17 protein-coding genes and 1 riboswitch are annotated in these 16222 nt (G+C 67.1%); of the genes, 16 read left to right on the top strand and 1 reads right to left on the bottom strand.

Annotation, left to right across the window (positions count from 1 at the left end; translation table 11 throughout):
• Positions 1-82 precede the first annotated feature (82 nt).
• Positions 83-523, top strand: coding sequence for an SRPBCC family protein (locus PSR88_RS04660; RefSeq protein WP_009473587.1), 441 nt, complete (start codon positions 83-85; stop codon positions 521-523).
• Between the two features lie 6 nt (positions 524-529).
• Here PSR88_RS04660 and PSR88_RS04655 read toward each other — a convergent pair whose 3' ends face one another.
• Positions 530-1165, bottom strand: a complete 636-nt coding sequence (locus PSR88_RS04655; protein ID WP_029538178.1) for a TetR/AcrR family transcriptional regulator — start codon at positions 1163-1165, stop codon at positions 530-532.
• A 207-nt stretch (positions 1166-1372) separates the two neighbouring features.
• Here PSR88_RS04655 and PSR88_RS04650 point away from each other — a divergent pair, with 207 nt between their 5' ends.
• From PSR88_RS04650 to gcvP, 15 genes are all read left to right on the top strand, one after another.
• On the top strand, positions 1373-2176 hold the full coding sequence (locus tag PSR88_RS04650; RefSeq protein WP_011594123.1) for an SDR family NAD(P)-dependent oxidoreductase: 804 nt from the start codon (positions 1373-1375) through the stop codon (positions 2174-2176).
• Positions 2177-2216: 40 nt separating this feature from the next.
• Positions 2217-3338 carry a DUF5938 domain-containing protein gene (locus tag PSR88_RS04645; RefSeq protein ID WP_011594122.1) on the top strand — a complete coding sequence of 374 codons (1122 nt, stop codon included), beginning with the start codon at positions 2217-2219 and terminating at the stop codon, positions 3336-3338.
• A gap of 34 nt (positions 3339-3372) precedes the next feature.
• Positions 3373-4893 carry an acyl-CoA synthetase gene (locus PSR88_RS04640; protein ID WP_016880784.1) on the top strand — a complete coding sequence of 507 codons (1521 nt, stop codon included), beginning with the start codon at positions 3373-3375 and terminating at the stop codon, positions 4891-4893.
• Positions 4894-4966: 73 nt separating this feature from the next.
• Positions 4967-5584 (top strand): NUDIX hydrolase, encoded by a 618-nt coding sequence (locus PSR88_RS04635; RefSeq protein WP_011594120.1) that lies wholly within the window; start codon positions 4967-4969, stop codon positions 5582-5584.
• A gap of 42 nt (positions 5585-5626) precedes the next feature.
• Positions 5627-6685 (top strand): SMP-30/gluconolactonase/LRE family protein, encoded by a 1059-nt coding sequence (locus tag PSR88_RS04630; protein WP_016880782.1) that lies wholly within the window; start codon positions 5627-5629, stop codon positions 6683-6685.
• Positions 6686-6800: 115 nt separating this feature from the next.
• Positions 6801-7424 carry a CDP-alcohol phosphatidyltransferase family protein gene (locus PSR88_RS04625; RefSeq protein WP_016880781.1) on the top strand — a complete coding sequence of 208 codons (624 nt, stop codon included), beginning with the start codon at positions 6801-6803 and terminating at the stop codon, positions 7422-7424.
• Positions 7424-8287 carry a DUF881 domain-containing protein gene (locus PSR88_RS04620; RefSeq protein ID WP_011594118.1) on the top strand — a complete coding sequence of 288 codons (864 nt, stop codon included), beginning with the start codon at positions 7424-7426 and terminating at the stop codon, positions 8285-8287. Before PSR88_RS04625 ends, PSR88_RS04620 begins: the two co-directional genes overlap by 1 nt.
• A gap of 32 nt (positions 8288-8319) precedes the next feature.
• Positions 8320-8682 (top strand): small basic family protein, encoded by a 363-nt coding sequence (locus PSR88_RS04615; RefSeq protein ID WP_005264197.1) that lies wholly within the window; start codon positions 8320-8322, stop codon positions 8680-8682.
• Positions 8683-8689: 7 nt separating this feature from the next.
• Complete coding sequence (locus tag PSR88_RS04610; RefSeq protein WP_005264198.1) at positions 8690-9436, top strand: DUF881 domain-containing protein; 747 nt, start codon at positions 8690-8692, stop codon at positions 9434-9436.
• A gap of 42 nt (positions 9437-9478) precedes the next feature.
• Positions 9479-9883, top strand: a complete 405-nt coding sequence (gene gcvH / locus PSR88_RS04605) for a glycine cleavage system protein GcvH (protein WP_005562897.1) — start codon at positions 9479-9481, stop codon at positions 9881-9883.
• Between the two features lie 321 nt (positions 9884-10204).
• Complete coding sequence (gene garA / locus PSR88_RS04600) at positions 10205-10705, top strand: glycogen accumulation regulator GarA (RefSeq protein WP_009473579.1); 501 nt, start codon at positions 10205-10207, stop codon at positions 10703-10705.
• Positions 10702-11442 (top strand): MerR family transcriptional regulator, encoded by a 741-nt coding sequence (locus tag PSR88_RS04595; RefSeq protein WP_009473578.1) that lies wholly within the window; start codon positions 10702-10704, stop codon positions 11440-11442. Before garA ends, PSR88_RS04595 begins: the two co-directional genes overlap by 4 nt.
• Before the next feature lie 142 nt (positions 11443-11584).
• Positions 11585-12058 (top strand): bifunctional nuclease family protein, encoded by a 474-nt coding sequence (locus PSR88_RS04590; RefSeq protein WP_011594116.1) that lies wholly within the window; start codon positions 11585-11587, stop codon positions 12056-12058.
• Between the two features lie 284 nt (positions 12059-12342).
• Entirely contained in the window at positions 12343-12963 is a 621-nt protein-coding gene (locus PSR88_RS04585) for a MerR family transcriptional regulator (RefSeq protein ID WP_005243116.1), read from the top strand.
• 69 nt (positions 12964-13032) lie between these two features.
• Positions 13033-13156: riboswitch (glycine riboswitch) on the top strand.
• A 174-nt stretch (positions 13157-13330) separates the two neighbouring features.
• The gene (gcvP, locus tag PSR88_RS04580; RefSeq protein ID WP_016880780.1) at positions 13331-16183 is read left to right on the top strand and encodes an aminomethyl-transferring glycine dehydrogenase; all 2853 of its coding nucleotides are present in this window, start codon (positions 13331-13333) and stop codon (positions 16181-16183) included.
• Positions 16184-16222 lie beyond the last annotated feature (39 nt).

Below are 16222 nucleotides of genomic sequence, written 5' to 3'. Positions count from 1 at the left end.
GGTCCGGCGGCGATGTGACCGCGCCGCCGGACCGTCGCGAGTACTGTCGGAACCCGGCAGGTCACGGAAACGGGAGGCTGGCATGGCTGGACGGTTCGAAGGCACTGTTGTGATCAATCGCCCCATCGGGGAAGTGTTCGAGTACCTCGCCGCCGGGGTCAACGACCGGGACTTCAGTCCCCGGGTGCAGGAGATCGTGAAGAAGACGGATGGTCCGCCGGGCGTCGGCACCCTCTTCGTCAGCACCGTCAAGGACGCCGGGATGACCACGAAGCGGGAGTTCGAGATCACCGAATTCGAGGTGCCACGGAAGATTCGCTGGGCGGAGCGTTCGAAGAATTCCATCACCGCGAAAGAGGGCGGTTACGACCTCGAACCCGCGGGCGCAGGCACCAAGGTGACGATCTTCAACGTGCTGGAGGGGCACGGAATAGGAAAGCTGATCGCACCTCTTGCCCTTCGGGCGGCCCGGAAGGACGCACCCGATTTCGCGCAGCGGATCAAGGCTGCCGCGGAGAAGTGACCGGCCTTACCGTGCCGGAATGACGAGCGCCAGTACCTGACCGACGTTGTCCGCGAGGCTGTCCGCGGCGGTGTCGTCGCCCGACAGATACCGTGCGAGGCTCTGCTGGAACAGTCCGTCGAGGACCGCATACATGGTGGCCGGGGCGATGGTGATCGTGCGCCCCGCCAATTCCGCATACCGGGACACGATGCGCCAGATCATGTTTTCGAGACTCTTGTCGATCGCGGCGACGTCTGCGCGGAACGACTCCTCGAACAGCGACTGCGAGCGGAGGTCATACCAGAGGCGATGCAGGGTGGCCTCGTCGCGGAGGGAATCCCCCAGCACCCGGCCGAATCCCGCCTTCAACTCCTCGGGAGTCTGCGCCGTGGCGACCACGCCGTCGTATCGCGTGACGCACCGGGCCTTGTAGTGCCGCACGCAGTGCGTGATCAGATCGACCTTGTCGCTGAAGTAGTAGTGCAGGACGCCGTGGGAGAACTCGGAGTTCTGGGCGATCTCCCGGAGGCTGGTGCGGGCATAGCCGAGTTCCGAGAGGGTCTGCAACGCGGCCTCGGCGAGCTGATCCCGGCGCTCGGCGAACTTGTCGACCTGGCGGCGCGAGACTCGATCGGCGTTCTTCTCGGCGACGGGTGTCACGGCATTCTTCCTGTTCGGCGCATGGTCCAGCACGGTGAGCATCAGTCTAGCCCGCGTTCCTTGACGACTGTGTAACAAAAACTTGACAGTCGTCAAGAGAATTCTTGACAGTCGTCCAAAGTCGAATACGCTGTGATCCACACCACATTGCGGACTCGGTCTCGTGACGTGGTTTCCGCGAATCGTCTCGTACGAAGGCAGGTCGGAATGAGCGTAAGTGATCTTGCAGGACGGAAAGCACTGGTCACCGGTGGTGCGAAGGGGTTGGGCGCCGGTATGGCTGCCGCCCTCGCCGACGCCGGTGCGGCGGTCGTGATCGGCGACGTCCTCGAGGAGGAAGGGCGCGCGACTGCCGATTCCGTCGGGAAGACCGGCGTCGACACCGGATTCGTGAAACTCGACGTGACCGACGACGGCAACTGGGAGCGCGCCGTCGCTGCCACCGTGGAGCAACTCGGCGGACTCGACCTCCTCGTCAACAACGCGGGCATCGAGATCTCGTCGCTCGTGGTCGACATCGACCCCGCAGACATCCGACGGATGTGTGAGGTCAACATTCTCGGCGTCGCGCTCGGTCTGAAACACGGTCTGCGCGCGATGCGTCCCGGAGGCGCAGCGGGATCGGGCGGGGCGATCGTCAACGTCTCCTCGGTCGCCGCCACCATCCCGTTCCCGGGCATCGCCGGCTACTCCGCCACCAAGTCGGCCGTCGACCGGCTGACCCGGGTCGCGGCCCAGGAGGCAGGCAAACTCGGGTACGGCGTCCGGGTGAACTGCGTGTACCCCGGGCTGGTCGCCACGGAGATGGGACTCGGGCTGGCCGCCGACATGGAGCGGCTCGGACTGTGGCCCAGCGCCGACGCCGCGGTCGCCGACGTGATCGGCCTGACGCCTCTCGGGCGACTCGGCGAGGTCGCGGACATCGCCGACACCGTCGTCTTCCTGGCCTCCGACGCCGCCCGCTTCGTCACCGGAATCGGCCTGCCGGTCGACGGTGGCATGGGCATGTGACCGATCTCCCGAACTTCTCCCACATTCTGAAAGGCATCTCATGACCGACAAGAAGCCCGTCATCGTCTACGGCGTCTCCGGTTACACCGGGCGCCTCGTGTGTGAATACCTGCGCGAGTTCAACATTCCGTTCATCGCCGCGGGGCGGGACAAGAAGCGGATCCAGGAAGTGCTCGACCGGATTCCCGGCCTGGACACCGTCGACCACGAGGTGGTCGAGGTCGAGCACACCGTCCCGGCGCTGACGGAATTGTTCAGCGGCGCAAGGGTTGTCAGCAACATGGTCGGCCCGTTCATCAAGCACGGCGCCATCGTCGTCGAGGCGGCTCTCGCCGCGGGCTGTCACTACACCGACACGACCGGTGAACAGGACTGGGTTCTGGACGTGCAGGCGAAGTTCGGCGAGAAGTTCGCGGAGAAAGGGCTGCTGCTGTCACCCGGTGTCGCGCAGATGTACACCACCGGCGAGATCGCCGCGAACATCGCGCTGGAGACGCCCGGATTGGACACTCTCGACATCCTGGTGTTGTGGAAGGGTTTTCCCACCTACGCGTCCACGCAGACGATCTTCACGATCCTCAAAGCCGACTGGTACTACCTGGAACAGAACCGGTACGAGAAGTGGGATCCCGGTACCACGTTCGAGGTCGTGGTGCCGGGACAGCACCAGATGGCCCTCGCGCTGCCGTGGGGCGGCACCAGCCATCCCGTGTGGTTCAAGGACGATCCGCGGGTGGCGAACGTGAAAGCGGCAGGCGGCGTGTTCGACCGTTCCGTGATGGAGGGTGTCGTCGCGACGCAGAAGATGGTCGAGGAACAGATCAAGACCCTTCCCGCGGACGAGCAGGACGCGGCGCTCGCGGAGATCGCCGGCTCCGTGCAGGCGGGAATGCCGCCGCGGGAGAACCCACGGGTCAACACATCGCTCGACTCCGTGTACGCGTCGGGGCCGCTGGGGCGGGCGCACTGTGTCATCCACGGCAACTGCAACTACAAGCAGACGGGTCTCCTGCAGGCGTACGCCGCGTACTCCCTGTTGCAGCAGCCTCCGAAGCGGACGGGTCTCGCGTCGGCGTGCCAGGCGTTCGGGCATCGCGAACTCCTGGGAATCCTGCGGAGCTTCGGCCTCGTGATGGAGCCGGTTCTCACCGTGCAGAGCTGATCGTCCCGGCCGCGACTTCGAGGAGGACCACACCATGCGCTTGACCGACTACCTCGACAAGGGTGCCTCGCTCGGTCCGTCGTCGCCGTGCCTGACGATGGGCGACCGGACGCTGTCGTACGCCGATGTCCAGGACCTGAGCCGGCGCGTCGCGGCCGCGCTGGCACGGTCGGGGATCGCCGCGGGCGACAAGGTGGCCGTCCTGTCCGGCAACGATCCGACTGCGTTCTCCTGCGTCTTCGGGATCAGCCGGGCGGGGGCGGTGTGGTGCCCGATCAACCCGCGGAACGAGGCGGCGGAGAATCGGGACCTGCTCGCCCTCTTCGACTGTCGCTGCCTGATCTTCCAGAAGGCGTTCGCGCCCTTGGTCGATCGGATCCGTCGGCAGTTGCCGCTGCTGACGACGCTCGTGTGTCTCGACGGCGATGAGGAGTACGCCCACCCGTTCGACGACTGGCTGGGTACCGAACGTCTCGACGTCGAGCCGGTCGACGATCTCGCGCTGATCGTCGGCACCGGCGGCACGACGGGGAGGCCGAAGGGTGTGATGCTCACCGGCCGGAACATCGAGACGATGTCTGCGCTGACCCTGATGAGCTACCCGTTCGACGGCAGGCCGGTCTACCTCGCCCTCGCGCCGTTGACGCACGCGGCCGGTGTCCTGTGTTTCCCGATCCTCGCCCTCGGCGGACAGGTGGTCATCATGCCCACGCCCGACCTGGGGCAGTTCCTCGCGCACATCGACCGGGACCGCGTCACCCACACCTTCCTTCCGCCGACCCTGATCTACATGCTGCTGGACCACGCAGACCTGGCGACGACGGACCTGAGTTCGCTGCAATGCTTCTGGTACGGCGCGGCGCCGATCTCGCCGACCCGGCTCGAAGAAGCGCTGACCCGGATCGGGCCGGTGATGGCCCAGCTGTTCGGGCAGAGCGAGGCGCCGATGATGATCGCGACGATGGCGCCGAAAGACCATTTCCACGCCGACGGCTCGGTGGCGACCGCCCGGCTGAGCTCCGCAGGCAGGCCCTCCCCGCTGGTCACCGTCGCCATCATGGACGGGCAGGGGATGCTGCTGCCTTCCGGTGAGCGAGGCGAAGTGGTCGTGCGCAGCTCGCTCGTCATGACGGGGTACTACAAGAATCCCGTTGCGACGCAGGAGGCGTCGGCGCACGGCTGGCATCACACGGGCGACATCGGGTACCTCGACGACGACAACTTCCTGTACATCGTCGACCGGGCCAAGGACATGATCATCACCGGCGGATTCAACGTCTATTCCGTCGAAGTGGAACAGGCGCTCATGGCGTACCCCGGAATCCAGGACTGCGGGGTGATCGGGCTCCCCGACGAGAAATGGGGTGAACGTGTCGTCGCCGTCGTCCAGTCCCGAGCCGGAACACCGATCGAGGCCGACGCACTCACGGCGTTCGTGAAAGCGCGCATCGGCAGCGTGAAGACCCCGAAGGAAATCCTGGTCTGGCCCGATCTGCCGCGTTCCAAACTGGGGAAGGTCCTCAAGAACGAGATCAGGCAGCAACTGCTCGGCTGACGGCCGGCGCGGGGTTTGAAACGCGGGGGGATCGAAGCGTGGGTTTCGCCGCGACTGGCGATACTGTCGGGTGATGGTGAATGGGCACGCACTGAGCAGGGAACGGCTCGCCGACGCGCTGGCACGCTTCGAACCACGGATCGTGGACCCGACGAATCGGCGGTCCGCGGCGGTAGTGATCGCCGTGATGAACGACGGCGCCGGCGGTCAGGCCGTTCCGCTGACCATGCGCCCGAGCAAGATGCGCGCGCATCCGGGACAGTTCGCGTTGCCCGGCGGCGGAGTGGATCCGGGGGAGACCGGCGAGGACGCCGCCCGGCGCGAGCTGCACGAGGAACTCGGCCTCGACGTGGAGCCGTCCGCGGTGCTCGGCAGGCTCGACGACTACGTCACCCGCTCCGGGTACGTCATCACCCCGTTCGTCGTGTGGTCGGACCAGTCGATCACGTCGCTCGTCCCCAATCGCGAGGAAGTGGCGGAAGTGTTCTCGGTGGGCGTTCCCGAGATCGACGCGGAGCCGCGGTTCGTCGAGATCCCCGAATCGTCGAAACCGGTGATCCAATGGCCGTTCCGCCGTCACCTCGTGCACGCCCCCACCGGCGCGGTCGTGTTCCAGTTCCGGGAGGTCGCACTGCACGGCAGGCACACGCGGATCGACGGTTTCGACCAGCCGGTCTTCGCCTGGCGTTAGCGGAACCACGTCCAGCGGGGGACGCGACTAATCTCACAGTTCGTGACCTTCTTCGAGTCTCTCGCCCGCAAGCTCGACCGCACCGGTGTCGACCCCACCGTCTGGCACGCCCCGCCGCCACCACCACCGACGGGAGTGCTCGCGCCGAACGGGATGCTCGACGACGCGCACCGCTGGACGCTCCCCGCCGGAGAAGGCCCGGAGGACGTCGCCGTCGATCACGACGGCCGGGTGGTCACCGGAGGCAACGACGGCCGGATCTGGCGGTTCGACGGCCACGGACACGCCACCGAACTCGCGAACACCCACGGGCGGCCTCTCGGGGTCGAGATACTCGACGACGGCCGGTTCCTGATCTGCGACGCCGAGCGCGGTGTGCTGCGAGTCGACGACCAGGGACGCGTCGACGTGCTCGCCGACGCCGCGGCCGGGCGCCCGCTCGTGGCGTGCAACAACTCGGCGGTCGGCAGGGACGGCATCGTGTACTTCACCGACTCCTCGGCGCACTTCACGATCGCCGACCACCGCTACGACCTTCTCGAGCACCGCGGGACCGGCCGCCTGCTGCGTCTGGACCCGCGGACGGGGGAGACCGACCTCCTGGCCGAGGGGCTGCAGTTCGCCAACGGCGTGGGACTGGCCTCGGACGAGTCGTTCGTTCTCGTCGCCGAGACCGGCTCGTACCAGATCTCCCGCGTCGACCTGACCGGCCCGTCGCAGGGTGCGGCGTCGGTGTGGGCCGCGAATCTGCCCGGCATACCGGACAACATGACGTGTCAGACACGGGACGGCCTGTTCTGGGTGGCGCTCTACAGCCCGCGGATGCGGTTGCTCGACCTGCTCGCGCCGTACCCGACGCTGCGGATCGTCGCGGCGAACCTGCCGGAGGCCGTGCAACCGAATCCGGAGCACGCCGGCTGGGTGATCGCCCTCGATCACCGCGGCGAGATCGTGCACAGCCTGCGCGGAGGCAAGGGCAGCTATTCCCCCGTCACAGGTGTGCGGGAGCACGACGGGTGGCTGTACCTGGGAAGTCTGACCGCGGACGCCGTCGCACGCGTACCGGCCCCACCACGACCGGACGTTGCGCGGGGCGAGTGACACGGCCGGACGGACGAGAGGATCGACTGAACACCATCCCGGTTGTGGAAGAGTGGCGAGAGCGGTGCGACGAGCGCCCGAAAACAGGTCCGCACTCGACGCTGGGGAGATTTTGGTGAATTCGGTGGACCGGGACACTGCGCGGTCGGACCGGATCGTGACCGTCCCGAACCTCCTGAGCGTGGTTCGACTCCTCGGCGTGCCGCTGTTCGTGTACCTGCTGCTCGTCACCCACTCCGACGGGTGGGCACTCGCGATCCTCATGATCAGCGGCTTCACCGACTGGCTCGACGGCAAGCTGGCGCGGATCCTCGACCAGTCGTCGAAGCTGGGTGCGCTGCTCGACCCCTTCGTCGATCGCCTCTACGTCGTCACGACGCTGGTGACGTTCGTCCTGCGCGGATTCATCCCGTGGTGGGTGGCGGCGATCCTGATCGGCCGCGACGCCGTTCTCGCGCTCACGCTGGTCATCTACCGACGGCGCGGTCTCCCTCCCCCCGACGTGATGTACCTCGGCAAGGGTGCCACGTTCCTGCTGATGTTCGCGCTGCCGATGACCCTCGCGGCGCACGGCGACTGGTGCATCGCGACCGTGGCGCAGCCGCTCGGCGCCGCGCTCCTGATCTGGGGCACGGTGCTCTACGTGTGGACCGGGCTGCTCTACACCGTGAACGCGCTGACCGTCGCGCGCACCGTTCCCGTGCGAGGACCGGGCGGCGAGGAACGCGAGGTCCAGTGATGAAACGGACAGATTCCGGCATTCGCAGGAATCCGGTGCCGTCCCTGCTGCGGTCCCTGATGAACGACCACCTGGACCCCGGGTACGAGGGTGCGGCCGACGATCGTGAGCAGGGACATTCACGACAGACGCGGGTCGGTCAGCAGGTGTGGATCGCGATCGGCGCGCTGCTCGTCGGGCTGGTGCTGTCGGTCGCCTACCGGCAGGCCACCGAACGCATCCCCGGCACCGAGCAGGTGCGGACCGAACTGCTGAGCAAGGTGCAGGACGCCCAGGATCGGGCGGGCGCCCTCGCCGCAACCCGGGACACGCTGTCGACACAGACCGACGACGCGCGCGCCACCGCGCTGGCCGGTGACGCCCGAGGTGCGGCACTGCTCGACGAGCTTCGCGGCCTCGAGGGGGACGCCGGAGTCGAGGCCGTGCACGGTCCCGGCCTGACCGTGACGTTGACGGACCCCGCGGCCAAGCCCAACCTGTCCGACTCGTCCCAGCGCAGTGTCGGGGGGAAGGCCGTGGTGCTCGACCGCGACCTCCAGTCGGTGGTCAATTCGCTGTGGGCGAGCGGCGCCGAGGCCATCGCGGTCGGCGACGTGCGGATCGGCCCGTCGGTGACGATCCGCCAGGCGGGTGGCGCGATGCTCGTGGACAATCAGCCGGTGTTCTCGCCGTACGTGGTCTCGGCGATCGGCCCGCAGGGGCCGATGCAGACCGGATTCGTGGTGAGCGACGCCTATCTGCGGATGTCCAGCGTGGCGCAGTTGTACGGCATCGGCTTCGCGGTGGCGGAGGCCGACGATCTCCACTTGCCGGCCGCCCCGGCGCGGGAAGTGCGGGCAGCCAGGGAAGTGGGAACACGATGACAACGGCGGAGTCGAATGGAGGCGTCACACGAATGAAGGCAGCACTGAAGGGCGGATCCGCGATCTACGGGGTGCTCGCCCTGATCGTGGGCATCGTGCTGGGAGTGGTGTTCAGCCCGCAAGTGCCCGACGCCGTGCAGCCCTACCTGCCCATCGCCGTCGTCGCCGCGCTCGACGCGGTGTTCGGCGGACTGCGCGCGTACCTCGACGAGATCTTCGACTCGAAGGTGTTCGTCGTCTCGTTCGTGTTCAACGTCCTGGTGGCCGCCCTGATCGTGTGGCTCGGTGACCAACTCGGTGTGGGAACCCAGCTGTCCACCGCGATCGTCGTCGTGCTCGGAATCCGCATCTTCGGCAACGCGGCCGCGCTCCGGCGACGTCTGTTCGGGGCGTGATCGCGGCGTGAGCGGACACGAGGGCAGACACGAACTGCACGGGAACGAACCGGCGACGTCGCAGCGATCGCACGTCGTCTTTGCGCTGCTGGCCGCGCTCCTGCTCGGTGGGCTGGGAATCGCGATCGTCACGCAGGTGAAGAACACCGGGTCCGGCGACACCCTCGACTCGGCGAGCCCGGCCGATCTCCTGGTCGTCCTGGACACGCTGAACCAGCGGGAGGCGGCCCTGCGGCAGGAGATCGCATCGCTGGAACAGACCTTGGCAACGTTGCAACAGAGCGGCAGTTCCGGGGCGGCACTCGACGAGGCGCAGGCCCGGTTGACGGCGCTGTCGATCCAGGTCGGCAGCGCACCGGCCACCGGCCCCGGGGTGACGATGCGCATCACCGACCCCAACAAGGGAGTCGGCTCCGAGGTCCTGCTCGACCTCGTGCAGGAATTGCGTGCCGCCGGTGCCGAAGCCGTCCAGATCCAGGGTGCGGACGGCCCGCCCATCCGGATCGGCGTCGACTCCTGGGTGTCCGGTTCGGCCGGCGGCGTGTCGGTGGACGGCCGGAAGGTGAACGCCCCCTACGGGGTGGTCGCCATCGGTGATCCGCCGACTCTGGCGGCGGCCCTGAACATTCCCGGCGGGGTGGTCGACACGGTCGCGCGCAGCGGCGGACAGCTGACGATCGAACAATCGCAGCAGGTCACGATCTCCGCCTTGCGGGAGGCGAAACCTCGCCAATACGCTCAGCCCGGAAATTGATCTTCGCATCCGCCCGCGGATTGCCATCGAAAGGAAGCCACTGTGAGTGAGCTCGAAATCCCCGCCGATCGTCGGTACACCGCCGAACACGAGTGGGTCGAGCGGACGGGGCCCACGACGGTACGCGTCGGCATCACCGATTTCGCGCAGTCCCAGCTCGGCGACGTCGTGTTCGTCCAGCTTCCGGCGGTCGACGAGGCCGTGACGGCGGGCGAATCGTTCGGCGAGGTGGAATCCACCAAGAGCGTCTCCGACATCTTCGCCCCGCTGACGGCGAAAGTCGTTGCCGCCAATGCCGATCTGGACGGCAACCCGGAACTTGTGAACTCCGCGCCCTACGGGCAGGGGTGGCTGGTGGACCTCGGTGTCGACGACGAGGCGACCCTCGACGCGGCACTGGCCGAAATGCTGGACGCCGCCGGCTATGCAGACATCACGGCAGGATAATTTCCCGAGAACACGCGAAGCGGTAATCGGATAAGTTCGGAAGGTGCCGACAGCCCGGAAAACCGGGTTGCCGGAAAAATCCGCTGTCGGAATACCGGTTCGTAATGTGCTGGCGGCCTGTCTCACTACACGCACCGGCGTGCGCAGGGTACGGTCGATGTTGAACGCATGTGCCGTGTCGGGGCGCAGGTCCGTAGTTTGAAATGTGATCGTGGGAGTTTGCACAGAAGTTAATGTGCACGGGAACCGAATTATGTAGTACCGAGTGGCATTGCGTAGTCCAGCGAATCTTGCTGGATGATCGAACTAGGAGGAGAAACGGTGAGCGAGAACGGCAACGACGCGGTCTATGGGGAGACGCCGGCGGAAACCACGTCGGTCTTCCGCGCGGACTTTCTCAATGAGCTCGACAACTCCTCGGCAACCCAGGCTCCGGAAGCTCCGGTGTCGGGTGTGGAGGGACTGCCCGCGGGCTCTGCTCTGCTCGTCGTCAAGCGTGGACCGAACGCAGGGTCGCGCTTCCTGCTCGACCAGCCGACGACGTCCGCGGGACGGCATCCCGACAGCGACATCTTCCTCGACGACGTGACCGTCAGCCGTCGTCATGCGGAGTTCCGTCAGGAGGACGACGAGTTCCAGGTGGTCGACGTCGGCAGCCTCAACGGCACCTACGTCAACCGGGAACCGGTCGACTCGGCCGTCCTGGCGAACGGTGACGAGGTCCAGATCGGCAAGTTCCGACTGGTCTTCCTGACCGGACCCCGGACCACTGCCGGTGGCTCGCAGATCGGTGAGACGTCAGCTGGTGCGGGTAGCCAATGACCGCGGTGCGGCAGCAGCAGGCGCAATCGGGGATGTCGATCGGCTCCGTGCTGGATCGACTCCGCCCCGATTTTCCTGATGTGACGATCTCGAAGATCCGATTCCTCGAAGCCGAGGGTCTCATCAGCCCCCAGCGCACTCCGTCGGGGTATCGGCGATTCTCGATCGCCGACTGTGAACGTCTGCGCTATGTCCTCACTGCGCAGCGGGATCAGTATCTGCCGCTGAAGGTCATCAAGGAGCAGCTCGAGGCCATCGACAGAGGTGTGGCCACGGTCGGCGCAGGCGATTCTTCGCCGCGCCGGCCGCGCACGCTCACGGTGGCCCCGGGCGAGGTGTCCCCGGAGGAGTTCCTCACCGACCGCGAGGTGCGGATCAGCCGCGACGATCTGATCGCCCGGGCGGGGATCGACGACAAGTTCCTCGGCGAACTGACCCGCGGAGGCCTGGTCGTTCCCGGGCCGGCAGGGTTCTTCGACGAAGACGCGGTGACACTGGCGCGCACCGCGAGGGCGATGTCCGAGTTCGGACTCGAAGTGCGGCACCTGAGGGCGTTCAAGCTGGCGGCCGACCGCGAGGCCGGGCTGGTCGCGCAGATCGCCGGGCCCGTCGCCAAGGGCCGCGACGCCGGCGCACGTGATCGCGCCGAGGAGATGGTGCGCGAACTGGCCGCCTTGTCTCTGACGTTGCACACCTGCCTGGTGAAGTCGGCAGTCCGGGGTGCGCTCGATCGGTGAGGTGAACTCGCCGACCGTCCCCACTTCCCAACGACGCTGCGCTCGAACGGCTGTACGGTCGAAGAGCAGACACGAATCGAATAGAATCCTGGTACGGCATTGTGTGCCGCGGACGGACCATTGCAGGGTGGAGGCAGACGCGATGAGCGAAATGCACGTGATCGGAGTTCGTGTCGAGCAACCCCAAAGTCAACCTGTTCTGCTGTTGCGTGAAACCGACGGCGAGCGGTACCTGCCCATCTGGATCGGCCAGACCGAGGCCACCGCGATCGCACTCGAACAGCAGGGCGTCGAGCCGGCGCGTCCATTGACCCACGATCTCATCAAGAACCTGATCGAAGCCTTCGGTCGCACCTTAAAGGAAGTTCGCATCGTGGACCTGCGCGAGGGCACGTTCTATGCCGACCTCGTGTTCGACCAGAACACCCGCGTCTCGGCCCGCCCGTCCGACTCCATCGCCATCGCACTGCGGATCGGGGTGCCGATCTTCGCCGAGGAATCGGTGCTCACGGAGGCCGGTCTGGTCATGCCCGACGAGCGCGAGGACGAGGTCGAGAAGTTCAAGGAATTCCTCGAGTCCGTGTCGCCGGACGATTTCAAGGCCACCGACGGCTAGGTTGCACCCTCGGAAAAGCCTCGGGCGCGGAGTAACGGTTGAGGTTCCTCCGGCGCGTTGCGTTGACCCCGTCTCTTCGGAGTCATAGCGTTCAGTGCAGTGATTTTCTGCCCTGCAGATTCTATCGGGCGTACGCTGAGTAGGTTCAGGGTACGGGCTTGCTCGATGTCACTGGTGGCGCTTGCGCCGCTCGATGTGCTGTGGCTGTGCCGCGGGCACTGGCGACGCGCGTCACAGGCGCACTGATCGTCGGGTTCAGTGCAACATGCGAGAGGGAGTAGTCAGTGGGAGATCGGCCGCAGGAGAATGCGCTGAATCTTGCGCCCGGCGACAACGTTGCCGAGTCCGAATTCAGCTCCGAGGAGATCCAACCGGGCCTCTTCCCGGACGATTCCGTGCCCGACGACCTCGTCGGATACCGCGTCCCCATCGCCTGCCAGATCGCGGGAATCACCTACCGCCAGCTCGATTACTGGGCTCGCACTTCGCTCGTCGTGCCGTCCATTCGTGGCGCAGCAGGTTCGGGCAGCCAACGGCTGTACTCGTTCAAAGACATCCTCGTCCTCAAGATCGTCAAGCGTCTGCTCGACACCGGAATATCCTTGCAGAACATCCGCGTGGCCGTCGACCACCTCCGTAAGCGCGGAGTGCGGGACTTGGCGAAGATCACACTATTCTCGGACGGGACCACGGTCTACGAGTGCACGTCCCCCGAAGAGGTCGTCGATCTGCTCCAGGGCGGGCAGGGCGTCTTCGGTATCGCGGTGAGCGGTGCGATGCGCGAACTGACCGGCACCATCGCCGATTTCCCGGCCGAGCGCGCCGATGGCGGCGCGAGCGAGCAGAGCCCCGAGGACGAACTGGCGTCGCGGCGCAAGAACCGCGCGAGCCGCAAGACGGGCTAGCCCGCCTCCATCGGAGCGCGGCGCTGCCTGCGCCGCCATCCGCAGCCGTGACATAGACTGGCGGTGCGTCGACGCCGTGCGGGAGAGTTCCGGGCACTGCAAGCACAGAAACATCGTGTGTGCAGGAGTTCGGGCGCCGAAGGAGCAACACCTCCCCGTCAATCTCTCAGGCAGACAGGACCGTGCGGGCTCCGACGTCTCTGGAAAGCGGTGGGAGCACCCACCCGCCCACGGGGAAAGGGCCGTCTTCAACCGCGAACGACGGTACCGAATCTCTCAGGCGCTCGACTCGAGCAGGCGACAGAGGGGGAGGGACGTTCCGCTGCGCGGGGCGTGTCCTGATCCTCCGAACTGCTTGGGAGTTGTCGTGATCGACGCTGGAAGCCGTACATTCGCCGATCGTCATGTCGGCCCGAACGCTGCGGAACTCGCGCACATTCTCGAACTGGTCGGAGCCGATTCGCTCGACGACCTCGCGTCGAAGGCCGTCCCCGCCGTCATCCTGGACGGGGTCACGGCCGGCATCGCCGACGGCCTCGACGCACTGCCCGCGCCGGTGTCCGAGCACGAAGCGCTGTCCGAACTGTCCACACTCGCCGCGCAGAACACCGTGGCGACGTCCATGATCGGTCTCGGCTACTACGACACCCTCACCCCGCCGGTCCTGATCCGGAACATCATCGAGAACCCGGCCTGGTACACGGCCTACACGCCGTACCAGCCCGAGATCAGCCAGGGCCGGCTCGAAGCGCTCCTCAACTTCCAGACGATGGTCGCCGACCTGACCGGCATGGAGGTCGCCAACTCGTCGATGCTCGATGAGGCCACCGCCGCCGCCGAGGCGATGACGCTGTTGCGCCGGGCGAGCAAGAGCAAGTCCCCGCGGTTCGTCGTCGACGCCGACCTGTTCCCGCAGACGCTGGCCGTCGTCGAGACCCGGGCCGAGCCGCTCGGCATCGAGATCGTCGTGGCCGACCTGTCCGTCGGCCTTCCGGACGGTGACTTCTTCGGCGTCCTCGCCCAGATGCCCGGCGGGTCCGGCCGTATCGTCGACTACACCGACGTGATCGCCGCCGCCCACGAGCGCGGCGCACTGGTCGCGGTCGGGGCGGATCTGCTGGCACTCACCCTCCTCACCCCGCCCGGCGAGATCGGGGCCGACGCCTGCTTCGGCACCACCCAGCGGTTCGGTGTCCCCATGGGCTTCGGTGGCCCGCACGCCGGCTACCTCGCCGTGCACACCAAGCACGCACGTCAGCTCCCCGGCCGTCTGGTGGGCGTCTCCGTCGACGCCGACGGCGACAAGGCGTACCGGCTGGCGCTGCAGACCCGCGAGCAGCACATTCGCCGCGAGAAGGCGACGTCGAACATCTGCACCGCTCAGGTGCTGCTGGCGATTCTGGCGGCCATGTACGCCAGCTACCACGGCGCCGAGGGCTTGAAGGCGATCGCCCTGCGCGTGGCGAACACGGCGCACTCGCTGGCCGCCGCGCTCCGCAAGACCGGGGCCGTCGTCGTCCACGAACACTACTTCGACACGATCCTCGTTCGAGTGGACGGCCGAGCCGCGGACGTGGTGGCGAAGGCGAAGGACGCCGGCATCAACCTGCGGCTCGTCGACGCCGATCACGTCGCCATCGCGTGCGACGAGGCCACCACCGCCGACGACGTCACCCAGGTTCTGGCGGCGTTCGGTGGCGAAGGCGCCGTGACCGAGGAGGTGGGCACGTCCGTCCCCGACGCGCAGCTCCGCGGATCCGACTACCTGCAGCACGAGGCCTTCACCCGGTATCGCACCGAGACGGCGATGCTGCGCTACCTGCGGGCGTTGTCCGACAAGGACATCGCACTCGACCGAAGCATGATCCCACTCGGTTCCTGCACGATGAAGCTCAATGCCACCGCCGAGATGGAAGCGATCACCTGGCCCGCGTTCGCCGGACTGCACCCGTTCGCGCCGACCGGGGACACACCGGGAATTCTCCGCATCATCAAGGACCTCGAGAACTGGCTCGTGGCCGTCACCGGCTACGACGCAGTCAGCCTGCAGCCGAATGCCGGTAGCCAGGGCGAGTACGCGGGGCTGCTCGCGATCCGCAACTACCACCTCAGCCGCGGAGACGACCACCGCGACACCTGCCTCATCCCGTCGAGCGCCCACGGCACCAACGCCGCATCCGCGGTCATGGCCGGGATGCGCGTCGAGGTCGTGGCGTGCCGCCCCAACGGTGACGTGGACCTGGACGATCTGCGCGCGAAGATCGCCGACCATGCCGAGCGCCTCGCGGCGATCATGATCACCTACCCGTCCACACACGGTGTGTACGAGCACGAGATCGCCGACATCTGCGCCGCCGTCCACGACGCCGGCGGCCAGGTGTACGTCGACGGCGCCAACCTCAACGCCCTTGTCGGCCTGGCCCGTCCCGGCCGGTTCGGCGGCGACGTGAGCCACCTCAACCTGCACAAGACGTTCTGCATCCCGCACGGTGGCGGTGGCCCCGGCGTCGGTCCGATCGGTGTGCGGTCCCACCTCACGCCGTTCCTGCCCGGGCATCCGCTCGCACCGGAACTCGGCACGGCCGGACCGATCTCCGCGGCCCCCTACGGCAGTGCGTCGATCCTCCCGATCACGTGGGCGTACATCCGGATGATGGGCGCCGTCGGGCTGCGCCGCGCAAGCCTGACCGCCATCGCCTCGGCCAACTACATCGCGCGCCGCCTGGACGAGTACTTCCCCGTCCTCTACACCGGCGAGGGCGGAATGGTGGCCCACGAGTGCATCCTCGACCTCCGGCCGATCACCAAGGACACCGGTGTGACCGTCGACGACGTCGCAAAGCGCCTCGCCGACTACGGATTCCACGCACCGACGATGAGCTTCCCGGTGGCGGGCACCCTCATGGTGGAGCCCACCGAGAGCGAGAACCTCGAAGAGATCGACGCCTTCTGCGAGGCGATGATCGCGATCCGCGCCGAGATCGACCGCGTGGGCGCGGGGGAGTGGCCGGTGGACGACAACCCGCTGCGCGGTGCCCCGCACACGTCCGGTTGCCTGGTCGCGGAGTGGAACCACCCCTACACCCGTGAGACGGCGGTGTTCCCCCGGGGCAAGGCACGGCCGAAGGTGTGGCCGGCGGTGCGGCGCATCGACGGTGCACACGGCGACCGCAACCTCGTGTGCTCCTGCCCGCCGATCTCCGCATTCGAAGGCGCCTGACACAGATGCCCGTCCCGCTCACGCGGGGCGGGCATCGCT

Source organism: Rhodococcus sp. DK176 (genome assembly GCF_038447315.2).
Classification (GTDB): domain Bacteria; phylum Actinomycetota; class Actinomycetes; order Mycobacteriales; family Mycobacteriaceae; genus Rhodococcus_F; species Rhodococcus_F jostii_A.
Note: the sequence above shows the minus strand (reverse complement) of the source record. Positions and strands in the feature narration are given on the sequence as shown.

Excerpts from the sequence above, each read along its gene's own strand:
- PSR88_RS04660 (WP_009473587.1), top strand. The coding sequence starts at position 83 with ATGGCTGGACGGTTCGAAGGCACTGTTGTGATCAATCGCCCCATCGGG.
- PSR88_RS04650 (WP_011594123.1), top strand. The coding sequence starts at position 1,373 with ATGAGCGTAAGTGATCTTGCAGGACGGAAAGCACTGGTCACCGGTGGT.
- PSR88_RS04645 (WP_011594122.1), top strand. The coding sequence starts at position 2,217 with ATGACCGACAAGAAGCCCGTCATCGTCTACGGCGTCTCCGGTTACACC.
- PSR88_RS04640 (WP_016880784.1), top strand. The coding sequence starts at position 3,373 with ATGCGCTTGACCGACTACCTCGACAAGGGTGCCTCGCTCGGTCCGTCG.
- PSR88_RS04635 (WP_011594120.1), top strand. The coding sequence starts at position 4,967 with ATGGTGAATGGGCACGCACTGAGCAGGGAACGGCTCGCCGACGCGCTG.
- PSR88_RS04620 (WP_011594118.1), top strand. The coding sequence starts at position 7,424 with ATGAAACGGACAGATTCCGGCATTCGCAGGAATCCGGTGCCGTCCCTG.
- PSR88_RS04615 (WP_005264197.1), top strand. The coding sequence starts at position 8,320 with ATGAAGGCAGCACTGAAGGGCGGATCCGCGATCTACGGGGTGCTCGCC.
- PSR88_RS04595 (WP_009473578.1), top strand. The coding sequence starts at position 10,702 with ATGACCGCGGTGCGGCAGCAGCAGGCGCAATCGGGGATGTCGATCGGC.
- PSR88_RS04590 (WP_011594116.1), top strand. The coding sequence starts at position 11,585 with ATGAGCGAAATGCACGTGATCGGAGTTCGTGTCGAGCAACCCCAAAGT.